This is a genomic window from Aminipila terrae (assembly GCF_010120715.1).
Taxonomy (GTDB): Bacteria; Bacillota; Clostridia; order Peptostreptococcales; family Anaerovoracaceae; genus Aminipila; species Aminipila terrae.
This window is the reverse complement of sequence record NZ_CP047591.1, coordinates 3,393,765-3,415,858: the sequence shown is the minus strand read 5'-3', so window position 1 is coordinate 3,415,858 and position 22,094 is coordinate 3,393,765. Positions and strand designations below refer to the sequence as shown.

Here is a 22,094-nt window from a genome sequence, read left to right as displayed (position 1 = left end):
AGATGAATTTACCAAACAAGCTGACCGTAGGAAGGATTATTGCTGTTCCGTTTTTTGTAGTATTATATATGCTGGGATATAACCTGATTGCTTTCGTTCTTTTTATTGCAGCATCTCTGACAGACATGTTGGATGGAAAGATTGCCAGAAAGTATAACCTTGTAACTAATTTTGGCAAAATAATGGATCCTCTGGCGGATAAGATTTTAGTCTATTCAGCATTTTGCTTAATGGTAGACAATGGCCTTGTTCCGGGATGGATGCTTATAATTATTCTTGCAAGAGAATTTGCCATTGCTGGTATGAGAACAGTAGCTGCATCGGAAGGTATTGTTATAGCTGCTGGTATGAGCGGCAAAATAAAGACCGTACTTCAGATGATTGCGGTGCCTCTTCTGCTTCTGGTAAATGTGCAGGAATTAACTTCAGTAATGCCTGTTATTACTATGCTGGCGGAGGGATTCTTATGGGCATCACTAATAATGACCATTTATTCTGGTATTGAATATATCGTGAAGAATAAAACTGTATTTTCTATGTAATATACGGTGGATGGGACTGTTTTAAATTTTATTTTTTAAGACAGTCCTTTTGTTTTAATAAAAAGAAAGAAGGATTTTTAAAATGAATGAAAAAACAGAAAAGGAAAGTGTTGAATTTGATGTAAGTCTGCCCTATACAGTAGGGAAAATGCTAATGGATTATAACATTTCTGTTGCCTGTGCTGAATCCTGTACAGGAGGAATGTTTGCCCAGACATTGACAGACATACCTGGTATATCTGCAGTTTTTGACAGGGGTATTGTAACCTATAGTAATAAAGCGAAAATAGAAGAACTGGGTGTGAAAAGCCAGACTCTGGATAAATATGGTGCTGTCAGTGAACAAACCGCAGTGGAAATGGCCGAAGGAATAAAAAGAAAAGCCAACACAAGAATAGGTGTATCAGTTACAGGTGTGGCCGGGCCAGGTGGGGATCATTAGAAAAGCCTGTGGGACTGGTATATGTCTGCGCGGTATTTGACAATAAAAAACTGTGCAGAGAACTAAGACTGCAGGGGGACAGAAAATCAAACAGAACCACGTCAGTATTGAACATGTTTGATATGATTAGAGAACTTATCCAATAATTTTTACTTCAATTGTTCATAAATAACTTGACTTGGAAAATAATGTATATTAATATAATAATATCCAATAAATTCCATTTCTTTATTTTCTAAAGAAAGTCAAAAAACTATTGACCAAATTCTTTTGGTAAGGTATTATTAGTAAAGAACAAATGTTCACTACGGTTAGGAGGAAAACAAATGGCAGCTAATAAGGAAGTCAATATTAATATAAATAAAAATGAAAAGGACAAAGCTCTTAAAGAAGCTATGGCTCAGATCCAAAAGCAGTTTGGACAGGGAGCAATCATGAAACTGGGAGATGATACGGCCAGATTAAATATTGAAGCTATTTCCACAGGTTCAGTAAGCCTTGATATTGCTAGTGGTATAGGAGGCATTCCAAGAGGAAGAATAATTGAAATTTATGGACCTGAATCTTCAGGTAAAACGACCCTTACCCTTCATGTAATCGCAGAAGCGCAGAAGGCAGGAGGCAAAGCTGCATTTATTGATGCAGAGCATGCCCTTGACCCTGAATATGCAAGAAATCTGGGGGTAGATGTAGATGAGCTGCTGGTATCCCAGCCTGATACAGGGGAACAGGCACTGGAAATCTGTGAAATGCTGGTTCGTAGTGGTGCGCTGGATATTGTAGTAGTAGACTCTGTAGCTGCATTGGTTCCAAGAGCAGAAATCCAGGGAGAAATGGGAGACAGCCACGTAGGACTTCAGGCGAGACTTATGTCCCAGGCCCTTAGAAAGCTGACTGGCAGTATTAACAAATCAAATACTGCAGTGATTTTTATAAATCAGCTGCGTGAAAAAGTGGGGGTTATGTTCGGAAACCCTGAGACTACAACAGGAGGTCGTGCTCTTAAATTCTATTCAACCATGCGTTTTGATGTGAGAAAAATTGAAAGCATTAAAGTGGGTGATGAGGTTCTGGGAAACAGAACAAGAGTAAAAATAGTGAAGAATAAAGTTGCCCCTCCATTTAAACAGGCTGAGTTTGATATCATGTATGGAACTGGAATTTCTAAAGAAGGTGATGTACTGGATTGTGCTGTTGAAGCTAAGATTGTAGAAAAAGCCGGATCCTGGTATAGTTTCGATGGAAACCGAATTGGACAGGGAAGAGAAAATGTTAAGAGATATCTGATGGAAAATCCGGAGATTTTAAATAAAGTTGAATTCTTATTAAAAGAAAATATGAAGCCTAAAACAGAGGAAGAAAAGAAGGAAGACGGTCTGTTAGTAGACGAGGACGGCGTGGTTATCGAACAGTAAAATAATTGATAGTTTACATAAAAAACGTTTGACACTGTATGTCCAATATGATATTATACTTTATTGTAAGCCGCTCAGAATGGGTTTTTGTAAAAGCAGCTTTTAAGTTGCTACCTTTGGATGGCGAGACTGGATAGAGGAGGTAAGAGACAATATGTACGCAGTAATTGAAACAGGCGGAAAACAGTACAGAGTACAGGAAGGTGACGTAATCACAGTTGAAAAGTTAGATATTGAAGCTGGCGAAAAGATTACTTTCGATAAAGTACTTTTATTAAGCGATGGAGAAACAATCAAGGTTGGAGCTCCTTACGTTGAAAGCTGTAATGTAGCTGGAACTGTAGTTGAACATGGCAAAGGTCAGAAGGTTATCATCTTCAAGTACAAGTCAAAGAAAGACTACAGAAAGAAGCAGGGACACAGACAGCCTTATACAATGATTAAGATCGAAAAGGTTTCTGCTAGAAAAGCTAGAAAAACTAAAGCTGCAGCTGAAGCTGAAGAAGCAGCAGAATAATTTTTACAATCATTGGTAGGTTAGCTTATCATAATAGCTAAGAAATTAGCAAGACAACACAGGAAAAAAGGAGGTGTAGTCTATGGCAAGTAAGAAGGGAGTAGGTAGCTCCAAGAACGGTCGTGACAGTGAGTCGAAACGTTTAGGCGTTAAGAGAGGCGACGGTCAGTATGTAAGTGCTGGCAGCATCCTGGTTAGACAGAGAGGAACTAAGTTTCACCCTGGAAATAATGTAGGCATTGGCGGAGACGATACTTTATTTGCTAAGATTGATGGAGCTGTAAAGTTCGAAAGATATGACAAAACAAGAAAGCAAGTAAGCGTTTATCCTAAAGAAGCTTAAATTGATTCTAAAGCCCCTATTTATAGGGGCTTTTAAAATAATTTACGAGAGTAAACAGGATTTTCTGTATAGGAAGGAGAGGCTCAGGTATGTTCGTTGATAGAGCCAGAATAACAATTAAATCAGGTAAAGGAGGGAATGGTGCAGTAACTTTCAGAAGAGAACCATTCGTTCCGGAAGGCGGCCCAGATGGTGGTGACGGCGGTAAAGGCGGAGACGTTATATTTATGGCCGATGCAAGTCTTAGAACTCTTATGGATTTTAGATATAAAAGAAAATATGAAGCTGAAAATGGACAGGACGGTATGAAGAAAAAAAGGTTCGGTAAAATGGGTGAGGACCTTATTATCAAAGTACCGCCGGGAACTGTAGTAATAGATGAAGAAACTGGATTTGTTATGAAGGATCTTGTAAAGGCAGGAGATAACTTTGTAGCTGCGAAAGGTGGAAAAGGCGGTAAGGGAAATGTGAATTTTAAAAATTCAGTGCGCCAGGCTCCGAATTTCGCAGAATCAGGTGGATTTGCAAAGGAAAGAAATGTAGTTCTTGAACTTAAACTGATAGCGGATGTAGGATTGATTGGATTTCCTAATGTAGGTAAGTCTACTATATTATCTGTATCTACCAATTCAAATCCAAAGATTGCTAATTATCATTTTACAACTATAACACCAAATCTGGGGGTAGTTTCCATCTTCGGAGATGGATTTGTAATGGCAGATATTGCGGGAATTATTGAAGGTGCACATCAGGGCGCAGGGTTAGGTCATGAATTTCTGAAACATATAGAAAGAACCAAGGTTCTTATTCATGTAGTAGATGTATCAGGCTCTGAAGGCAGAGACCCTATAGAGGATTTTGATAAAATTAATAATGAGCTCAAATTATATAATGAGAAGCTTTCCTCAAAACCTCAGATTGTTGCTGCAAACAAAATGGATATGGTTGAAGAAAATGATCCAGAATACCTTAAATTTAAGGAGTATGTGGAAGCTAAGGGAATAAAAGTATTTCCGGTTTCTGCCCCTATTAATGTAGGTATTCATGAACTACTGGCAGAAGCAGCAGCAATGTTAGACAAGCTTGCGTTAGAAAAGTCAGAAGAAGAAGAATACGAATTCTTTGACTTTGAAAGAGATGATATGGAAGAAGACTTTAAGGAAGTGTATACTTCCATTGCTGATGATGGCACATATGAGATTTCTGGAAAGCAGCTTAGAAAGATTTTTGATTCAACAAACTTTAATGACAGCGGCTCTTTACGATATTTATATAAATATATTGAAAAGAAGGGCGCTTTAGATGAGTTAAAGAAAATGGGCCTTGAAGAAGGCGATACCATAAGAATATTTAATTATGAATTTGAATATTTTGAAGAGTATTAATTAATTAACAGGCAGTTCTGCAAGGACTGCCTGTTAATTTGCTAATAATAGCATTATTTAAAGGTCTTCCACGTATTAATAAAATATAAGGAGGACAAAAATATGGGAATAGTAAAACAGATCATTATCTGCATTTTAATTGGCTTTATTTTTACGTTATGTCAGGCTTCTGACAACAAAACTATTGCAGGCATTACAAATAAATGTGAAATGGCTATTTGTAAAGATTATACAGTCTCTGATGTAAAAAAGACCTGCATTAATACCATTAATAATGTCAGAGAATTAAAGGCCAAAACTAAAAATGCCATAGAGTATACGGAGGAAACTATGGCTAATTACAGGAAAAATGTGATATAATAAATATTTAGAAAAATGTTGCGGTAAATATATCATTACTGAAAGGTTCGGTTGTTTTATGTCACATAAATATTTAACGGTTGAAGAATGTTCAGAATTACTGAAGAAATATGATACGCCCCCCCATGTAATCAGACATTGTGAGGCGGTAGCAGATGCTGCTGTCAGACTGGCAGCGGCATTAAATGAAAAGGGCAGTCACCTGGATATAGAATTAATCAGGGGGCAGCTTTAATTCATGACATAGCCCGGACTCAGGAACATCACGAAGAAAAAGGTGCACAAATAGCCCATTCGTTAGGCTATGATGAGGAGGCAGAAATTATACATGCTCATATGACCTATGAGCTGAAAAAAGATGTTGAGGATTTGACGGAAGTTGATATGGTATGCTTTGGAGATCGAGTGGTAAAAGAAGATCAGTACGTAGGTTTATCCGAACGCATGGCATATATTATAGATAAAGTGAAAGACCGTCCAGATGCAGTAATAAGGATTAAGAAAAAACAGGCAGAAACAGAAATACTGTTATCAAAGATAGAGGACAGGTTAGGTGTTACCATAGACGAATTAATGAAAAAAGAAAGGTAAAAAAATTTAATGAACTTAAATTTAGACAACATACTTAAAAGAGTTGAAAAGCCAGCCAGATATATTGGAGGGGAGCTTAATTCTGTTAAAAAGGAAATTACTGAGGGCTTAACAAGATTTTGTTTTGCTTTTCCGGATACTTATGAAATAGGCATGTCCTATTTAGGTATGCAGATTTTATACCATATTTTAAATAAAGAAGAAAATGTGTATTGTGAACGAGTATTTTGCCCAGGGCTTGATATGGAGCAGATCTTAAGAAACGAGCACCTGCCGCTTTTTACATTAGAGACAAAAACTCCTATAAATACTGTGGATTTCTTAGGTTTTACACTTCAATACGAACTTTCATTCACCAATGTCTTAAATATTCTGGACCTTGGAGGCATTCCTTTAAAAAAAGAAGATCGGGATGACAGTTTTCCAATTATTGTTGCGGGCGGACCCTGCGCTTATAATCCAGAACCATTGGCCGACATTGTTGATATTTTCTTAATTGGGGATGGAGAAGAGATTCTGGTAAAGCTGTTTAATGAATACCAGGCCTCCAAAAATGCAGGAGAAGACAGAGAAGATTTTTATAAAAGAGTGGTTAAATTGCAAGGTGTTTACATTCCTAAGTATTATCAGCCTGTATATGACGAGAATGGACAGATTTGCAGGGTGGACAAGCTTTATGAAGAAGCACCGGATCGAATCTTAAGGAGTATTGTTGCGGATTTAAACGAAATTGACTTTCCGGTGGATCCCATCGTACCATTTATTGAAACGGTACATGATAGAGCCGTTGTTGAGACTTTCAGGGGATGTACCCGTGGATGCCGCTTCTGCCAGGCGGGTATTATTTACCGTCCTGTCAGAGAAAGAAGAATGGCCCTGATTGAAGAACTGGCTAAAAAGCAGCTTGAAAATACAGGACATGATGAGTTATCTTTACTATCCTTATCCACTAGCGACTATTCCCAATTTGAAGAATTGGCAACCAGCCTGATGGGTATGTGTAAAAATAGTAATGTTTCTTTGTCTTTGCCTTCCCTCAGGTTAGATTCCTTTTCCTTTAAAGTTTTAGAGGAAATACAGGGCTATAAGAAATCCGGATTGACTTTTGCCCCTGAAGCAGGTTCCCAAAGGCTTCGAAATGTAATTAATAAATGTATCACGGAGGAAAACATTTATCATTCTGTAGAACAGGCTCTTGAACTGGGATGGAAAAATATAAAACTGTATTTTATGAATGGTTTACCTACTGAGACTCAGGAGGACTTAGATGGGATTGTTCAAATCGCTTCAAATATAGTGGAACTGAATAAGAAGATTAACGGAAAAGGCAGATTTAATGTGACAGTCAGTGCTTCTAATTTTGTTCCAAAGGCGCATACTCCTTTTCAGTGGATGGGTCAGAATACGAAAGAGCAGTTCAGTGAGAAACATTATTATCTGAAGGACAAACTAAGACCTGTGAAGGGCGTGACATTTAATTACCACGGTACGGAAACCAGTATTCTGGAAGCTGTATTTGCAAGGGGAGACAGACGTGTTTCAAAAGTCCTTATCAGAGCTTTTGAATTGGGCTGCAAATTTGATGGATGGACAGAACATTTTAAATATGATGCATGGATGAAAGCCTTTGATGAAACAGGTGTAGATAAAGAATTTTATACTACAAGGGAAAGAAGTTATGACGAAATTCTGCCATGGGATATTATTGACTGTGGTGTAACAAAGGAATTTTTAATAAGAGAAAACGAAAAGGCTGTAAAGGAGGAGACAACACAGGACTGCAGAAAAGGATGTGTTGGCTGTGGTATGAATAAGAATGTAACATGTGAGATGGAGGGTATTCATGGCTAAATATGTATTAAAATTCTCCAAGGAAGGATACTTTAAATATACATCCCATTTGGATCTATTACGTTTTTTTAAAAGAAGTTTTAAACGGGCAGGCATAAAACTGGATTATTCACAAGGCTTTAATCCCCATCCAAAGATGGGGTTTGCACAACCTCTCTCATTGGGTTATTCCAGTATTTATGAGTTGCTGGAATTTGAGACTTCTCAAAATGATTCACCAGAGGACATGAAAAATAAATTAAATGCCATGATGCCTGAGGGAATACTTATACTTGGATGTGCAGTTTATAAAGAAGAGGGAAAATCCCTGGCAGCTCTTGCTGAAGCTGCCGAATACATGATTTGCATACCTTTGGAAGTAAAATCATTAGGTGGGAAAACATGTGCAGAACTTTGTGATGAATTTTTATCACAGGAACAGATTTTTGCAAAAAAGAAGCAAAAAAAATCAAAAGAATTAGTGGAAATCGATATAAAATCTAAAATTATTCGATTAAATTTTGCTGATGCAAATGACCAGTTAATCATCAGTGCATCTTTAGATGCGGGAAGTGAATCTAATCTAAGTCCCGAACTACTTATTGAAGCTATAATCAAGTTCTGGAAGATTGATATTTCGAGGAATGATATAGATGTAATGCGGAAGAAACTTTTATTCAGCAACGGATTTTCCATATAATTACAATTTAACATTGACATCCATAAATTACCAATGTAAAATATAGGAAATAAGCACATAAAGTGTATATATTTAAGGGGGTATTTTATGAAATGTTTTTTAAACAGGGATTATGTTGAAAATTTTATCAGGTATCATAAAAAAACTATTATAAAGGTAGCTGCAGGCTTTGTGCTTTTTGCAGCTGCTTTTTTTGTTTTTTGCATACGAGATCATGAAGACACTAAGGATGAATTCGATTTAATCAGCAGTACAGACGTGCAAAATCAGATAGAAGAATCTGTAACAACAAAGGCAGTAGAAACAGGAGAAAAAGAAAAAAATAAGCCGGACAAAATCTATATAGATATTAGTGGAGCCGTTGGAAAACCATATGTTTATGAAATGAAAGAAGGGGCAAGGGTTTATGAGGCAATTGAACTTGCAGGAGGGCTAAACCCTGATGCAGATGTAAGTAATCTTAATCTGGCACAAATTTTAAAAGATGAAGATAAAATAACGGTTTCTACAAAAAATCAAATTGAAAGAGGAACGGCTGAGACTCCATTGACAAACAATAAAGTTTCAACAATAACCAATGTAAACAACAGTTCTGTACAAGAAAATCAATGGATTTCAACGGGCATGATTAATATTAACACTGCAGGAAGCGAAGAATTACAGACTATTTCGGGAATTGGCCCTTCCACTGCTGAAAAGATTATTTCATACAGAGGGGAGCATGGCCGATTTAAAAAAATAGAGGAGTTAATGAATGTCAGTGGCATAGGAGAAAAAACTTTTGCTAAGCTAAAAAGCAAAATTACGGTTTAAAATAGTTAATTTTGTTAAAACTATCCTAGTAAGAGGTGGTTTTATGTTTACAAGAAAAAAGAGTTTAGTAAAACGAAAAGAGTTTTATATTACGTTAGTAGCCATTTTAGGCGTAGGATATTTAATGTGCAGTCTTCTTATTTCTCCCAAAGAAACACCGGAGAGTGAGAATATCAGTACCAATGTAAATCAGACAGTAAAGCAAAGTAATGATAAACCGGATGATGAAAAAAACGATGTTTCTGAAATTAATGATGAAGATTCAGATAATAATGTTCAAGAAAATCAATCAGGTGAATATTATTTAGTTAAGGAATCAGATGGGATAATAAAAGTGTATCAGTATGATGAGAATGGAAAAGAAAGCCTGCTTAGAACAACAGACATTGTCTTTTCAATGCTTAGTGAGGATGATCAGGAATTATTCTCCAAAGGTGTGGTGGTGAAAACTGAATCGGAATTATTAGACTTATTACAAGACTTTGAAAGCTAGGAGTAAATTTGCTTTATGGAAAAAATGAGAACACATGGTATTGTTAAATGTTTATGGGTATTTGTTTTATTGGTTGCGGTGGTTACCGGTATTTCATTTGTTGTAAAACAGACGGAGGAACCGGCACCTGCTGCTATAAATGTTGTATCGGAGAAAGTTTTAATGCCAGGGGGGCAGTCCATTGGTGTTAAAATGGATGTAAAGGGGGTTCTAATCGTAGGGCTTCAGGAAATTGAAACAGTAACTGGAGAAGTTGTTAATCCGGGATTGTTGTCCGGTCTGCAAATTGGTGATACAATATTAGAGATAAATGGACAAAAAGTTTATCGTGCATCTGAAGTGCAGACTATAGTTAATAAAATAAGAGGAGAAGTTTTGTTGAAGCTTCAGAGAAAAAATGATATTATAGAGATAACTTTAACTCCAGTAATTGCTAAATCTGACAATATGTATAAACTGGGTATATGGGTAAAGGATAAAACTGCTGGTATCGGAACTTTAACTTATTATGATCCGCAAAATAACTATTATGGAGCATTGGGTCATGCAATAACCGATCCTGAAACATCTGCCATTCTTCCTGTAGCAGAGGGAGAACTGGTTAATTCAAAAGTAGAATCTGTTAAACAGGGAAAAGCAGGAGATCCGGGAGAAATCCGGGGCATATTCTATGAAGCCGACGAACCCCTTGGAAGTCTGAAAAAAAATACTGAATTTGGCATTTTCGGCAAGTTATATGGCAATATAAATAATCCATATTATAACAAACCTATACCAGTTGGATATCAGAAATCTGTTGTTGTGGGTCCGGCATATATCCTGACAACTTTAGATAATAACAAAGTAGAATGTTACGAAATAGAGATTGAAAAGGTAAATAAACAGACCAGACCAGAGACAAAAAGTATGACAATAAAGGTAACAGATGAAAGACTTTTGAAGAAAAGCGGGGGAATTGTACAGGGAATGAGTGGAAGCCCGATTATTCAAAATGGAAGGCTGATAGGTGCTGTAACTCACGTGTTTGTAAATAATCCTGAAAAAGGTTATGGGATATATATTGAGTGGATGCTGCAAGAACAAATGTCGAATAATGTCGAGAAATGACCAAACTTATGTATATTTTCTGATAATTTATGTTGCATAAACTACAGAAAAAGTATAAATTAAAAGATGCTGGAGTATTGCTAAAAAATATAATAATCTGTGAAGATTATTATGAAATTAAGGGGGATATGTATGACAAAAATAAGTATCGGAATTGCAGATGACAATAAGGATTTTTGCGAAATTCTGAGCGATTATTTCGCGGAGCAGGAAAATATTGATATTACCTTTGTAGCAAATGATGGAATACAGACTGTAGATTGTGTTAAAAAGTTTTTACCAGATGTTTTGATTCTGGACATGATTATGCCGCACCTAGATGGACTTGGTGTTTTGGAAAGCATTAATAATATGGAGCTTCCCAAATATCCAAAAACCATTATGCTTTCTGCAGTAGGACAAGAATCGATTACACAGAAAGCAACCAAATTAGGTGCGGAATATTATCTGGTTAAGCCATTTAATTTAGGTGTCCTGTCAAAAAGAATCAACCAGCTTTTTGGAGAAGAGCTCGAAGAAGGTTCCGGAAAACTAACCAGTATAAGGACGGTAGTGAACAATAATACTAGTACTGAAAAGACAAATAATGATCTGGAGGTTGATATCACCAATATCATTCATGAAGTGGGTGTACCTGCTCATATTAAAGGATATCAGTATTTAAGAGATGCTATCACTATGGTGGTTGAAGATATGGATTTGCTTGGGGCAGTTACCAAAGAACTGTATCCTGCCATAGCTAAACTGAACAATACAACACCTAGCAGAGTTGAAAGAGCTATAAGACACGCAATAGAAGTAGCCTGGAACAGAGGCAAGATAGAAACAATAAACAATTTATTTGGATATACAGTACATAATGACAAGGGCAAACCTACAAATTCAGAGTTTATCGCAATTATCGCAGATAAGTTAAGACTGGAACGCAAAATCTCTTAGGTATTGATTTCAAACTATTCAATAGACAGAAAACTGCATAGAAAATATTGCAGGTGTAATATATATAACTAAAGACTAAGATTATTTATTTAAAATCAAAACTCCTTTTATTAATTGGCTAAAGATTCCGATGAAATGAAAGGAGTTTTTGCATAGAAAAAGCAGAGAATGAATTAATTTGATTATTTAAAAGGAGGTACCCAATGAGCATTGAACAACAATTTACTGAAGAAACTTTCAACAGATACAGAGAAAGCAGGAAAATTTCTTTAAAACTTCACAAGGAAGCCTGCAAATATATGCCGGGTGGTGATACAAGGACGGCTACATATTTTGAGCCATATCCTCATTACATTGTAAAAGGGGATGGAGCATATATTTATGATGCAGATGGAAATAAGCTGGTGGATTTCCAAAACAACTATACCTCTTTAATTCATGGACATAATCATAAGCCTACAGTTGAAGCTTTGCAAGAGCAGGCCGCTTTAGGTACTGCCTATACCGCACCATTTGAGAAACAGACAAGACTGGCAGAAATTTTAATAAACAGGGTACCAAGTATAGACTTAATCCGTTTCACCAATTCGGGAACAGAGGCAAACATGCATGTACTCCGAATCGCACGGGCGTATACCCAAAAGTCAAAGATCATAAAGACTGAAGGGGGTTATCATGGGACCACAGATGTATTTGAAGCCAGTGTTGATCCCAATATAAAAAAAGCGGGAACCTTAGATAATATTAAAGTAATTCCTGAAAGCCGGGGAGTTTCCAGGAATGCGCTTAAAGATGTACTGGTTGTTCCATTTAATGATATAGAAAATACAAAAAAAGTTATTGAAAACAATTTTAATGATGTAGCCTGTCTTATTATTGAGCCTGTCATGGGTTCTGCAGGCCAAATTGTCCCTACCAGAGAATATCTGGAATTTTTAAGAGAGATTACCAAGCATTATGGCATTCTTCTCATATTTGATGAAGTTGTAACTTTCAGGCTTTCCATGGGAGGAGCCCAGGAAAAGTATGGAATAACTCCAGATTTGACTTCTCTTGGCAAAATCATTGGTGGGGGTACTCCAATTGGAGCTTTTGGAGGTAAAGAAGAAATCATGAAAATGTATGATCCAAGAGAAAAAAAGATGTATCATTCAGGGACTTTTAACGGAAATGCATTGGGAATGGCGGGCGGAATAGCTACTTTAACTGCATATAATCAGGATATGGTGAATAAAGTAAATGACTTGGGTACAAAATTTAAAACAGAACTGGAAAATGTGTTTGTTGAATTAGGATTAGATTTACAGGTCAGTGGAACTGGATCCCTATATAATATTATTTTTTCCAATAAGTCAATCAGGAATTATAGAGATGTAGCCGGTTCTTATGAAAAACTGAACAGTTTATTGTTTATGTCTCTGTTATTAAAAGGGGTATTTAATGCTCCTCGAGGTATGTTTTGTATGTCAACTGCCATGTCACAAAAAGATATTGATTTTGCTATTGAAAAGCTTAGGGAATCCCTTTTAGAGCTGAAGCCTGTTATCAGAGAAACTGCACCAGAATTAGTGAAATAAAAATGTACTGATAAAAGTGCAAAATATAAAAATGTAGTATTTTGTCGTAATTTGTCAAACGATAATATGTTTTGATACTCCTATAGATGTTACAATAAAAATATAGTATAGTATGAATAAAAATATAATACTTTACGATAAATTTATTTGGTAAATTTATCTTTTATAAAAGTAATACTGATTTTTATATTTGGGCACAATAAAGTTAAAATCATATGAAAAACTTATTTATATAAATTGATTATATTAAATCTATTCATAATGGTGCTATTCAATTGATTAGCACCATTTATTTCACTGTTGACAGTATTTCATTTATTAGTATATAATCTATAAGAATGTTTGTGCCAAAACTTATAATCAAAACTAAGAAAGGTTGATACAAATGATATATGGATATGCAAGTGTTTCTGCCAGAGGTCAATTTGAAGCGAATTCAATAGAGGAGCAGACAAAACTGATTAAACAAAGATATCCCAGTGCGGAAATGATTATAGAGAAATATGATGATCCAAAAGACAGGCCCGTTTTACAAGAATGCATTGCGAACATGTATGGTGGTGATACTTTGGTTGTTTCAAAACTGGACAGACTTTGCAGTACAATAAAGGAAGGCATATGTTTTATTGAGGATGCCTTAAGTAAAAACATTCGCATAAATATAATAAATATTGGAATGGTTGATGGAACTCATACCGGGAGAATGGTTCTTAACATTATGAATGCTTTTGCTGAATTTGATAAAGCCATGATTGTGGAGAGGACCCAGGTTGGAAAGGCCATTGCCAAAACGAAAGAAGGGTTTAAAGAAGGAAGACCCAGAAAATATACTAAATCTGAAATAGAAGAAGCTCTTTTGCTTTTAAAGACTAATAGTTATAAATCTGTAGAGGAAAAAACAGGTATTAGTAAAAGCACATTGATTCGTGCAAAAAGAGCATAACGTATGGTATTAAAATATAACTTAGAACAGAGAGGAAATGAACAATGCTTCCAAAAGAAAAAATTGATAGAATTAATGAATTGGCTAAAAAATCAAAAACTGTCGGATTAACTGATACTGAGAAAGAAGAACAGCAAACGCTGAGAAAAGAGTATTTAGTTAAATTTAGAGAGAGCTTCAGGCAACAGCTTGAAAACATAGAAATTGTTGAAGAAACTGAAGAAGAAGTCGAAATTGACGTAAAAGTGAATTAATTTTTTTTAGAAAAACAGCGAGAAATAACAAATTTTTCGCTGTTTTATTTATATAGTATTTCTGGAGGTATATGCGTTATGAAGAAATACTATCATTTATTAACATTTGGTGCCATAATTATCATTATCATCAGTGTTTTTTCAGGATTCAGTAATCCTGTAGAAGAAGATATTGTGAAGGAATTGCTTGAACAGAGGACAAGCATCATGCAGAAAGCTTTTTATAATCAGATAACAAAGGAAAGAGCAGAAGCTGAATTAGAAAGAATCGAGACATATCCAATCATTACAGATGATATAAAACAACTGAGGCAATGGGACAGTACAGATATAGACGTAGTGAAAAAAATGAGTATTACTAATATAAAAACAGAAAAAAATTTGTTAGAATATATGACATACAGGGTAGATATAATTTGGGAGATGAGTGGGCTCAGTGAAGATTATTTTATGGAGGGCGGCTACCATGTGGTCTTTAAAAAGATCAATAATCAGTACAAATTATCCTGTTTTGATCCCATATAAATGAATAATGGTTAATTGAGGGTTATAGTTAAAGTTGCTGGACAAGCTGGCATTCAGTTAATGATTTAGTTTTAGGTATTTAGTATGTGAAACGGTATTAAAATTTTTTCTTTAATATCCTATAGACCTTAAATCATATTTATTTAGTAGGAAATTTAAAAAAAAGGGTTTATATTTTTGAAAATGTTGGTATAATATTGATAGAAATTAAATTTATGTATAAATAAAAGGAGTAAATTATGCGACAAGTATATTTAGATTATTCAGCAACGACTCCTGTTAAGGAAGACGTATTGAATGCAATGATTCCATATTTTACAGAAAAGTTTGGAAACCCATCCAGTTTATATACAGTTGGCACTGTCTCAAGAGAAGCTATAGAAAAAGCAAGGGGTCAGGTTGCAAAACTTATAAATGCACAGGATAAGGAAATATTTTTTACCTCTTCAGGTACAGAAGCAGACAATTGGGCAGTTTTCGGTATTGTAGATGCTCTTAAAAATAAAGGAAATCACATCATTACCACAAAAATTGAACATCATGCCTTATTACACACTGGTGATTTTCTTGAAAAACACGGATATGATGTAACATACCTAGATGTGGAACCAGATGGAAGAGTGAACCCGGAAGCTTTAAAAGCTGCAATTACGGACAAGACTATTCTGATAAGCATTATGTTTGTAAATAATGAAGTGGGGACTGTTCAGCCTATCAAAGAGTTGGCAGCAATTGCTAAAGAACGAGGAATTGTTTTCCATACAGATGCCGTCCAGGCCCTGGGAAATGTTCATATAGATGTAAAAGACTTAGGCGTTGACTTAATGTCAGTGTCTGCACATAAAATTTATGGACCAAAAGGCGTGGGAGCATTATATATCAGAAAAGGCGTACAGCTTTCAAACTTTATGCATGGTGGAGCCCAGGAAAGCAAGAGAAGAGCAGGAACTGAAAATCTACCTGGTATCGTAGGTTTTGGTAAGGCTGCAGAACTAGCTTATGAAAATCTGGATGCACATATCAAGAAGGTTAGTGAGTTAAGGAACTATTTTATTGATCAGGTTATGTCAAAGATAGAAAATGTTACTCTTAATGGCAGTAAAGAATTCAGACACCCAGGCAATGCTAATCTTACTTTTGAATTTATTGAAGGTGAGGCAATGCTGCTTTACCTGGATATGAAGGGAATTGCAGTATCTACAGGGTCAGCATGTTCTTCGGCTTCCCTTGTACCATCTCATGTTCTTTCCGCACTAGGTATTCCGGTGGAAAAAATACATGGTTCCTTAAGATTTACAGTTGGAGAACCAACAACAAAAGAAGATATCGATTATGTTGTGGAACAGTTAGTTGAAGTTGTGAATAAATTAAGAAGCATTTCTTCAGTTTCTAAGACGAAAGGTTGGTAATATATTATGGCAATGTATAATGATAAAGTAATGGATCATTTTATGAATCCACACAATGTTGGAGAAATTCAAGGTGCAGACGGATCAGGTACATATGGTAGCCCTGTCTGCGGTGATATGATGAAAATAGACATTAAAGTTGAGAATGATGTGATTAAAGATGCAAAATTTAAAACTTTTGGATGTGGTTCTGCTATAGCATCTTCCAGTGTTGCGACAGATATGATTATCGGTTTAACAATTGATGAAGCACTGGCAGTAACCAATAAACAGATTATTGATGAATTGGGCGGTTTGCCAGCTATTAAAATACACTGCTCTGTTTTGGCAGACCATGCGATTAAATCTGCTATTTATGATTACGCGCAAAAGAATGGTAAAACTTATAAAGGTCTGGAAGGGTTCGATCCTAACGCAGATGAGGATGAGCATGGCTGTGAAGTATAACAAAAAATGAAAATTTTTAGATAATCGTATTTCCCGTTAAACAAATTGTTTGACGGGTTTTTTTATACAATAAAAAGTATTTCCAGTGAAGATAGGCCAGGCCACTTTTTTTGTGCCTAAAAAATGTGCATAAATCTGAAGGATGTCCATATATATGGAATATGGACAAAGGTGAGGTATGTAAGTATGGATTACAAAAGTATTATACAAGAACAGCTGGCCAATATGGATCTTAGTGACCTGCAGAGTATTATGAATGATACGTCACTGGAAAGTGGTGGTGTGGTTCCAAATCTAAGTATTCAGGATATTCTAAACAAAGCCATAAATGGGCAGCCTATATTTGATTCCCAGGTCATAATACATAATTTTATTGATTTGTTTTTATATGAAATAAAAAGCAGTATAATCCTGGGAGTTCAATTAGTGACAATATGTATAGTAATAGGACTACTGACAAATCTTTCGAATTCTTTTGGCAACAAAGCTGCATCAAGATTAGGAATTATAGTATGCAGTTGTTTCGTTATCGGATTGTGTCTGAATAATTTTTCTCAAACTTTTGACATGTGTTCCGATACGCTCAATACCATGACCAGAACCATGCAGATTTTGCTTCCTATATTAATACCTCTTCTAATCAGTATAGGAGGGATAACGACTGGAAGCATATTAAATCCGGTAATTGTAGGATCTATTACCATGTTTAACACCATACTTCAGAAATTTATATTACCTGCCATTTTTATTTCTTCAATATTTATTCTGGTAAATAGTCTTACGGAAAGGGATTATGTAAACAAGCTGGGGGTATTTCTGAGAGGTGTGGCGACTTTTGCAACAGGTTTATGTGTAACTTTTTTTGCTGGTCTTACTGCAATACAGGGATTTGTTTCTGAAACTGCGGATGGAGTACTAATCAATACAGCACGTTATTCTGTAAATAATTTTATACCTATTGTTGGCGGATTTGCTGCAGATTCTATTGATATGGTGCTTTCCTGTGTAGGCGTGATAAAAAATGGCATTAGTATTTTTGGAGTGATTCTTGTTATATTCCTTTTAGCTATCCCTTTAATTAAACTTATGGCGATTGCAATCATATATAAAGTTACAGCAATTATTATTGAACCTATAGGAAATAAACAGGTATCTGGATGTATGAATGAAATGGGAAACTCGGTTATCACCATGGCAGTAGTTTTGTTTTTAGCGGCATTGATGTTTCTGGTCTTTCTGACTATCATTATTGGTATTGGAGGAGGAAGTCTGCTGAAATAGCAGGTAAGCAAAAATGGAGATTATAAAAGAATGGGTCCGGAATATATTTGTTATTGTAGTTGCATTATCTTTTATTGAAACATTATTACCTTCTAGTGAAATGCAGAATTATATAAAATTTGTATTTTCTTTAATTATTATGGCTACTATTTTATCGCCGCTGCTAATTTTTCTGGAATAAGAACCAAATTATAAAATATATATTACTGTGGAGGATTTTCTTGTGAAAAAGAGAAAGGGAAATATTTCTACCAAGATAATAATATACAGGCTTATTACCGTTATAGTAATCCTCTGCTTAATGCTTTTAACGTTTAAAGTTGTAACCAACAATAAAGATGGAAGAAGGCAGATTGTAGATGAAAATGGCGGAGTTGAAGTAAGCATGCCAATTATTTTGTCCGAGGATGAGGAGAATGGGGATCTGTACAATGAATAAGGTTTCTAAAAAGAAAAAATTAGCTCTGTTTGGTTTACTGGCATTAGTATTATGTCTTGCTGTGGTAAACCAATCACTAAATAAAGAGCAGACTTTAAAAACTTCAGCAGAATATACCGATTATGAACAACAGGAAATGCTTAAACATGATGGAGATGTTTTAGTTGACAGTTTGAATATCAAGGCTGTGTCCGGAAATGAAGCTGTAAGTAAAGCTGCTATAAACAATACCAGCAAAAGTGGCATAACTTCAAAAGTTGTGACTTCTGATGATGTGGCTGAACTGGATAATACTGATACATATTTTGGAGAAATAAGAAATACCATAGATTCAGATAGAAATCAGGTTATATCAATGCTGACAGACGTTGTAGCAGAAACAGATAATGCAGTAGAAAAAGAAAATGCCACTCAGCAAAAACTCAAAATCATTGGCTATATGGAGAAGGAAAAAACTATAGAAAGTCTTATTACTGCAAAAGGGCTTCCGGAATGCTTAGTTTTGTTAACAGATAATGCGGTAAATGTAACTGTAAACAAAGATCAGCTGGAACAGGCAGATGTAGCGAAAATTTGTGATATTGTTATCAGAGAAACGGGACGTCCTGCAAATCAAATCATAATTCAGAGTAAAGTTTAATATTCCTTTAGGCCCTCGGATGTGTCAAAAATCATAGGTATTTACTTATGCAGGGACACTTTGGGGGTCTTGTTTTAACTTGAAATGTCTGCTATAATAAATAGAGACAAACTTACTGAGGTGAAGGATAATGAGTATTGAACAGGAAGAAAAATTAGGAGCAGTTAAAATATCCGATGATGTTATAGCTATCTGTGTTATAAATGCAGCTTTGGCTACAAAAGGAGTAGCTGGATTAAGCGGTGGATTAACTGATACTATTTCTAAGAATATACTTGGAAAAGAACCTCTGAAAAAAGGCATCAAATTATCCAAAGAGGATGATGAAATTATTATAGATATTTATGTTATTGTTAACTATGGCGTTAAAATACCAGAAGTTGCATGGAACATACAGAAAAATGTAAAAAAAGAAGTGGAAAGTATAGTAGATGTTCCGATAAAAACAATAAACATACATGTTCAGGGCGTACACTTTGCAGAACAGGAACAACAGGAAGAGCAGGAGGATTAAAATATGAATCGCAATGAAGCGAGAGAATTAATGATGCAGCTATTATTTCAGGTGGAAGTACAAAACGAATACAACATTGAAATAAAAGAAAAGTTTTTTAAAGATAAAGAAGATTTAAAAGTTCAAAAACATTATATAGATGAAATTTTTGATATTATACTAGAACATAAAGAAGAAATAGACCAGAAAATAGAAGAAGCCAGTGCCAATTGGAAGATTAACAGAATAAATAAAGTGGATCTTGCTATATTGAGACTTGCTGTAGCAGAATTACTCCATATGAATGATATTCCCACTTCCGTATCTATAAATGAGGCAGTTATTCTGGCCAAGAAGTTTGGTACGGATGAATCAGGTAAATTTATAAATGGAATTTTGGGAAATATAGCTCATCAGTTAACAGAAGCGTAATAAAAATGGAAAATGGTTATATTTTAGGAATTGATACAAGCAATTATAAAACTTCCATTGCGGTAGTCGATGGCATAGGGAATATAGTAATTGACAAAAGAAGATTATTGAAGGTAAAGAAAGGTGAAAGGGGTTTAAGACAATCTGAAGCCCTTTTTCAGCATGTTGAGAATCTTCCGGAAATGTTTGAAGCCCTTGCAGATAAAAAGATGAATATTTCTGCAGTTGCTGTATCTAATAGACCAAGGCCAGTAGAAGGGTCGTATATGCCTTGCTTTAAAGCAGGTTATGGATTTGGAAAAGCTATTGCAGATACCTTAAGCATTCCTTTTTTCATGTTTTCCCATCAGGAAGGACATTTGGAAGCAATAAGATATTACAGCAGCATGAATCAAAAAACTCCATATCTTGCATGGCATTTATCAGGAGGTACCTGCGAGCTGCTTAAAGTATCTGATGGAAAAATAGAAATCGCAGGAGGAAGTAAAGACATCTCCTTAGGACAGGTTATCGACAGGGTAGGGGTTCTTTTAGGAATGAATTTCCCTTCAGGTGAAGAGATGGATAACGTGGCTTTACAGGGAAAAACTCTGCTGGAACAAAAGGAAAAGATGCTTAGCAGGATTAAAATGGACGGATTATATTTTAATTTATCTGGTATAGAAACTCAGTGCAGTAGAATAATACAAAGACAAATGGAGAAAAGAGAATCCCTTAACCAAAATCTTTTGATTAAAGAGTTATTTGATAAAATTTCTGAAACCATTATCTCGGTTTCAGTGAATGCAGCAAAACAATTTGAAATAAATGATATTATCTTTGCAGGAGGTGTATCCTGCAGTAAATATATCAGTGCTGAAATAAAAAGTTCCTTTGAAGGCAAACACACAAAAATCCAATTTGGCAGACAGGAACTGGCTGGTGATAATGCAGTGGGAGTAGCACTATTAGGAGGAAAAAGCTTATGGCAATAAAGCCAGTAAGAGTTTCACAGCTAAATGCATATATAAAAAGGGTGCTGCAAACAGATCCGCTTTTAGGTAATGTTTCAGTATTAGGCGAGATTTCTAATTTGAAATTCCATGGAACCGGTCATGTATATTTTACCCTTAAAGATGAGAATAGTAAGATAAACTGCTTTTTACCTGCAGAAAATTTTCAGCATTTACGTTTTGAACTGGCCGATGGGATGGAAATTACTGCTGAAGGGTATATATATTTATATGAAAAAGGTGGTACATATTCTTTAAATATAAGGGATATTCAAATATCCGGGCTGGGAAATTTAAGTATTGCTTTCGAAAAATTGAAGGAAAAGCTTTTAAAACAGGGATTGTTCGATGAAAAATATAAAAAGCCCATTCCTTTTTTTCCAAATAAAATAGTAGTTATAACTTCAGAATCGGGAGCTGCTGTCAGGGATATCATAAAAATAATAAAAATAAGGAATAATATAGTCGATGTTCTGGTTTATCCTGTATTGGTCCAGGGACCAAATGCTGCACCAGATATAGCAGAAGCCATAAAGCAGGTTAATCTGTTATTTCCTGAAACGGATACCATTATTGTAGGCCGGGGAGGAGGCTCTATAGAAGAGCTATGGGCATTTAATGAAGAAATTGTAGCAAGGAGCATATTTGAATCAAAAATTCCTGTGATTTCAGCAGTTGGACATGAAATTGATTTTACAATTTCTGATTTCGTAGCGGATAAACGAGCAGAAACTCCGACGGCAGCTGCACAAATAGCGGTTCCAGATGTTAATGAACTCCGGAATTATATTTTACAGCTAAAAGACAATTTGCAGCATCAGATTTATTCTTTTATCCGGGATAAGGAACTTCAGCTTCAGAGCTGTAATATACAAGCATTAACCTCAAAGCTGGAACACAGAATTACTATTCAAAAAAATTATATAGATAGCCAGTATAAAGAATTGTTTACGCTTTTAAATTCGTTGGTATCCAATGATAAAAATAAAATTGATTCAATCAAAGCCCAGCTGGAAGCTTTAAATCCACGAAATATTATGGCAAGAGGTTACAGTGCCTTAACAGATAATAAAGGGAAATTAATTAATTCGGTAGAAGCATTAAAGGTTGATGATGTTTTTAAGGTTATATTGAGAGATGGCAGTATTGAAGGTACAGTGAAAGAAATAAGGAAGGATAAATAAT

At 35.3% G+C, this 22,094-nt stretch carries 28 protein-coding genes and 1 pseudogene; all 29 read left to right on the top strand.

Annotation, left to right across the window (positions count from 1 at the left end; genetic code table 11):
* The first annotated feature begins 2 nt into the window (after positions 1-2).
* The 29 genes and pseudogenes from pgsA (at position 3) to xseA (ending at position 22,093) form a co-directional block, all read left to right on the top strand.
* The gene (pgsA, locus tag Ami3637_RS16515; RefSeq protein WP_162363527.1) at positions 3-542 is read left to right on the top strand and encodes a CDP-diacylglycerol--glycerol-3-phosphate 3-phosphatidyltransferase; all 540 of its coding nucleotides are present in this window, start codon (positions 3-5) and stop codon (positions 540-542) included.
* Between the two features lie 82 nt (positions 543-624).
* A pseudogene (locus tag Ami3637_RS16510) lies at positions 625-1,130 on the top strand (CinA family protein).
* A 180-nt stretch (positions 1,131-1,310) separates the two neighbouring features.
* Positions 1,311-2,399, top strand: a complete 1,089-nt coding sequence (recA, locus tag Ami3637_RS16505; protein ID WP_162363526.1) for a recombinase RecA — start codon at positions 1,311-1,313, stop codon at positions 2,397-2,399.
* Between the two features lie 154 nt (positions 2,400-2,553).
* Entirely contained in the window at positions 2,554-2,916 is a 363-nt protein-coding gene (rplU, locus tag Ami3637_RS16500) for a 50S ribosomal protein L21 (RefSeq protein ID WP_162363525.1), read from the top strand.
* A gap of 82 nt (positions 2,917-2,998) precedes the next feature.
* Positions 2,999-3,259 carry a 50S ribosomal protein L27 gene (gene rpmA / locus Ami3637_RS16495; RefSeq protein WP_128745471.1) on the top strand — a complete coding sequence of 87 codons (261 nt, stop codon included), beginning with the start codon at positions 2,999-3,001 and terminating at the stop codon, positions 3,257-3,259.
* An 89-nt stretch (positions 3,260-3,348) separates the two neighbouring features.
* Positions 3,349-4,644 (top strand): GTPase ObgE, encoded by a 1,296-nt coding sequence (gene obgE / locus Ami3637_RS16490; RefSeq protein WP_162363524.1) that lies wholly within the window; start codon positions 3,349-3,351, stop codon positions 4,642-4,644.
* A 102-nt stretch (positions 4,645-4,746) separates the two neighbouring features.
* A complete protein-coding gene (locus Ami3637_RS16485) occupies positions 4,747-5,004 on the top strand; it encodes a hypothetical protein (RefSeq protein WP_162363523.1) in 258 nt (85 codons plus the stop codon).
* A gap of 58 nt (positions 5,005-5,062) precedes the next feature.
* Positions 5,063-5,239 carry a hypothetical protein gene (locus tag Ami3637_RS16480; protein ID WP_162363522.1) on the top strand — a complete coding sequence of 59 codons (177 nt, stop codon included), beginning with the start codon at positions 5,063-5,065 and terminating at the stop codon, positions 5,237-5,239.
* A 101-nt stretch (positions 5,240-5,340) separates the two neighbouring features.
* Positions 5,341-5,595, top strand: a complete 255-nt coding sequence (locus tag Ami3637_RS16475) for a hypothetical protein (RefSeq protein ID WP_162363521.1) — start codon at positions 5,341-5,343, stop codon at positions 5,593-5,595.
* Between the two features lie 9 nt (positions 5,596-5,604).
* A complete protein-coding gene (locus Ami3637_RS16470; RefSeq protein WP_162363520.1) occupies positions 5,605-7,446 on the top strand; it encodes a TIGR03960 family B12-binding radical SAM protein in 1,842 nt (613 codons plus the stop codon).
* Positions 7,439-8,125 (top strand): TIGR03936 family radical SAM-associated protein, encoded by a 687-nt coding sequence (locus Ami3637_RS16465; RefSeq protein ID WP_162363519.1) that lies wholly within the window; start codon positions 7,439-7,441, stop codon positions 8,123-8,125. Before Ami3637_RS16470 ends, Ami3637_RS16465 begins: the two co-directional genes overlap by 8 nt.
* 87 nt (positions 8,126-8,212) lie before the next feature.
* Positions 8,213-8,938: a helix-hairpin-helix domain-containing protein gene (locus Ami3637_RS16460; RefSeq protein WP_162363518.1), complete on the top strand. Its 726-nt coding sequence runs from the start codon at positions 8,213-8,215 to the stop codon at positions 8,936-8,938.
* 43 nt (positions 8,939-8,981) lie between these two features.
* Positions 8,982-9,431, top strand: a complete 450-nt coding sequence (locus Ami3637_RS16455; protein WP_162363517.1) for a hypothetical protein — start codon at positions 8,982-8,984, stop codon at positions 9,429-9,431.
* A 15-nt stretch (positions 9,432-9,446) separates the two neighbouring features.
* Positions 9,447-10,538, top strand: a complete 1,092-nt coding sequence (gene spoIVB, locus Ami3637_RS16450; protein WP_162363516.1) for a SpoIVB peptidase — start codon at positions 9,447-9,449, stop codon at positions 10,536-10,538.
* Between the two features lie 132 nt (positions 10,539-10,670).
* Positions 10,671-11,477 carry a sporulation transcription factor Spo0A gene (spo0A, locus tag Ami3637_RS16445; protein ID WP_330586720.1) on the top strand — a complete coding sequence of 269 codons (807 nt, stop codon included), beginning with the start codon at positions 10,671-10,673 and terminating at the stop codon, positions 11,475-11,477.
* A gap of 203 nt (positions 11,478-11,680) precedes the next feature.
* Complete coding sequence (locus tag Ami3637_RS16440) at positions 11,681-13,054, top strand: aspartate aminotransferase family protein (RefSeq protein WP_162363515.1); 1,374 nt, start codon at positions 11,681-11,683, stop codon at positions 13,052-13,054.
* Positions 13,055-13,439: 385 nt separating this feature from the next.
* Positions 13,440-13,997 carry a recombinase family protein gene (locus Ami3637_RS16435; protein WP_162363514.1) on the top strand — a complete coding sequence of 186 codons (558 nt, stop codon included), beginning with the start codon at positions 13,440-13,442 and terminating at the stop codon, positions 13,995-13,997.
* A gap of 44 nt (positions 13,998-14,041) precedes the next feature.
* A complete protein-coding gene (locus Ami3637_RS16430) occupies positions 14,042-14,251 on the top strand; it encodes a DUF896 domain-containing protein (RefSeq protein ID WP_162363513.1) in 210 nt (69 codons plus the stop codon).
* A 78-nt stretch (positions 14,252-14,329) separates the two neighbouring features.
* Complete coding sequence (locus Ami3637_RS16425) at positions 14,330-14,776, top strand: hypothetical protein (RefSeq protein ID WP_162363512.1); 447 nt, start codon at positions 14,330-14,332, stop codon at positions 14,774-14,776.
* 239 nt (positions 14,777-15,015) lie between these two features.
* Entirely contained in the window at positions 15,016-16,185 is a 1,170-nt protein-coding gene (gene nifS / locus Ami3637_RS16420) for a cysteine desulfurase NifS (RefSeq protein WP_162363511.1), read from the top strand.
* A gap of 6 nt (positions 16,186-16,191) precedes the next feature.
* Complete coding sequence (nifU, locus tag Ami3637_RS16415; protein ID WP_162363510.1) at positions 16,192-16,632, top strand: Fe-S cluster assembly scaffold protein NifU; 441 nt, start codon at positions 16,192-16,194, stop codon at positions 16,630-16,632.
* 186 nt (positions 16,633-16,818) lie between these two features.
* A complete protein-coding gene (gene spoIIIAE / locus Ami3637_RS16410) occupies positions 16,819-17,913 on the top strand; it encodes a stage III sporulation protein AE (RefSeq protein ID WP_162363509.1) in 1,095 nt (364 codons plus the stop codon).
* A gap of 13 nt (positions 17,914-17,926) precedes the next feature.
* Complete coding sequence (locus Ami3637_RS16405; protein ID WP_162363508.1) at positions 17,927-18,094, top strand: stage III sporulation protein AF; 168 nt, start codon at positions 17,927-17,929, stop codon at positions 18,092-18,094.
* Between the two features lie 42 nt (positions 18,095-18,136).
* Positions 18,137-18,352 (top strand): hypothetical protein, encoded by a 216-nt coding sequence (locus Ami3637_RS16400; protein WP_162363507.1) that lies wholly within the window; start codon positions 18,137-18,139, stop codon positions 18,350-18,352.
* On the top strand, positions 18,345-18,992 hold the full coding sequence (locus Ami3637_RS16395; RefSeq protein ID WP_162363506.1) for a SpoIIIAH-like family protein: 648 nt from the start codon (positions 18,345-18,347) through the stop codon (positions 18,990-18,992). Before Ami3637_RS16400 ends, Ami3637_RS16395 begins: the two co-directional genes overlap by 8 nt.
* Positions 18,993-19,122: 130 nt before the next feature.
* Entirely contained in the window at positions 19,123-19,506 is a 384-nt protein-coding gene (locus Ami3637_RS16390) for an Asp23/Gls24 family envelope stress response protein (protein ID WP_162363505.1), read from the top strand.
* 3 nt (positions 19,507-19,509) lie between these two features.
* Positions 19,510-19,917, top strand: coding sequence for a transcription antitermination factor NusB (nusB, locus tag Ami3637_RS16385; RefSeq protein ID WP_162363504.1), 408 nt, complete (start codon positions 19,510-19,512; stop codon positions 19,915-19,917).
* A gap of 5 nt (positions 19,918-19,922) precedes the next feature.
* Positions 19,923-20,891 carry a tRNA (adenosine(37)-N6)-threonylcarbamoyltransferase complex transferase subunit TsaD gene (locus Ami3637_RS16380; RefSeq protein WP_162363503.1) on the top strand — a complete coding sequence of 323 codons (969 nt, stop codon included), beginning with the start codon at positions 19,923-19,925 and terminating at the stop codon, positions 20,889-20,891.
* Entirely contained in the window at positions 20,882-22,093 is a 1,212-nt protein-coding gene (xseA, locus tag Ami3637_RS16375; protein ID WP_162363502.1) for an exodeoxyribonuclease VII large subunit, read from the top strand. Before Ami3637_RS16380 ends, xseA begins: the two co-directional genes overlap by 10 nt.
* The last annotated feature ends 1 nt before the right edge of the window (position 22,094 follow it).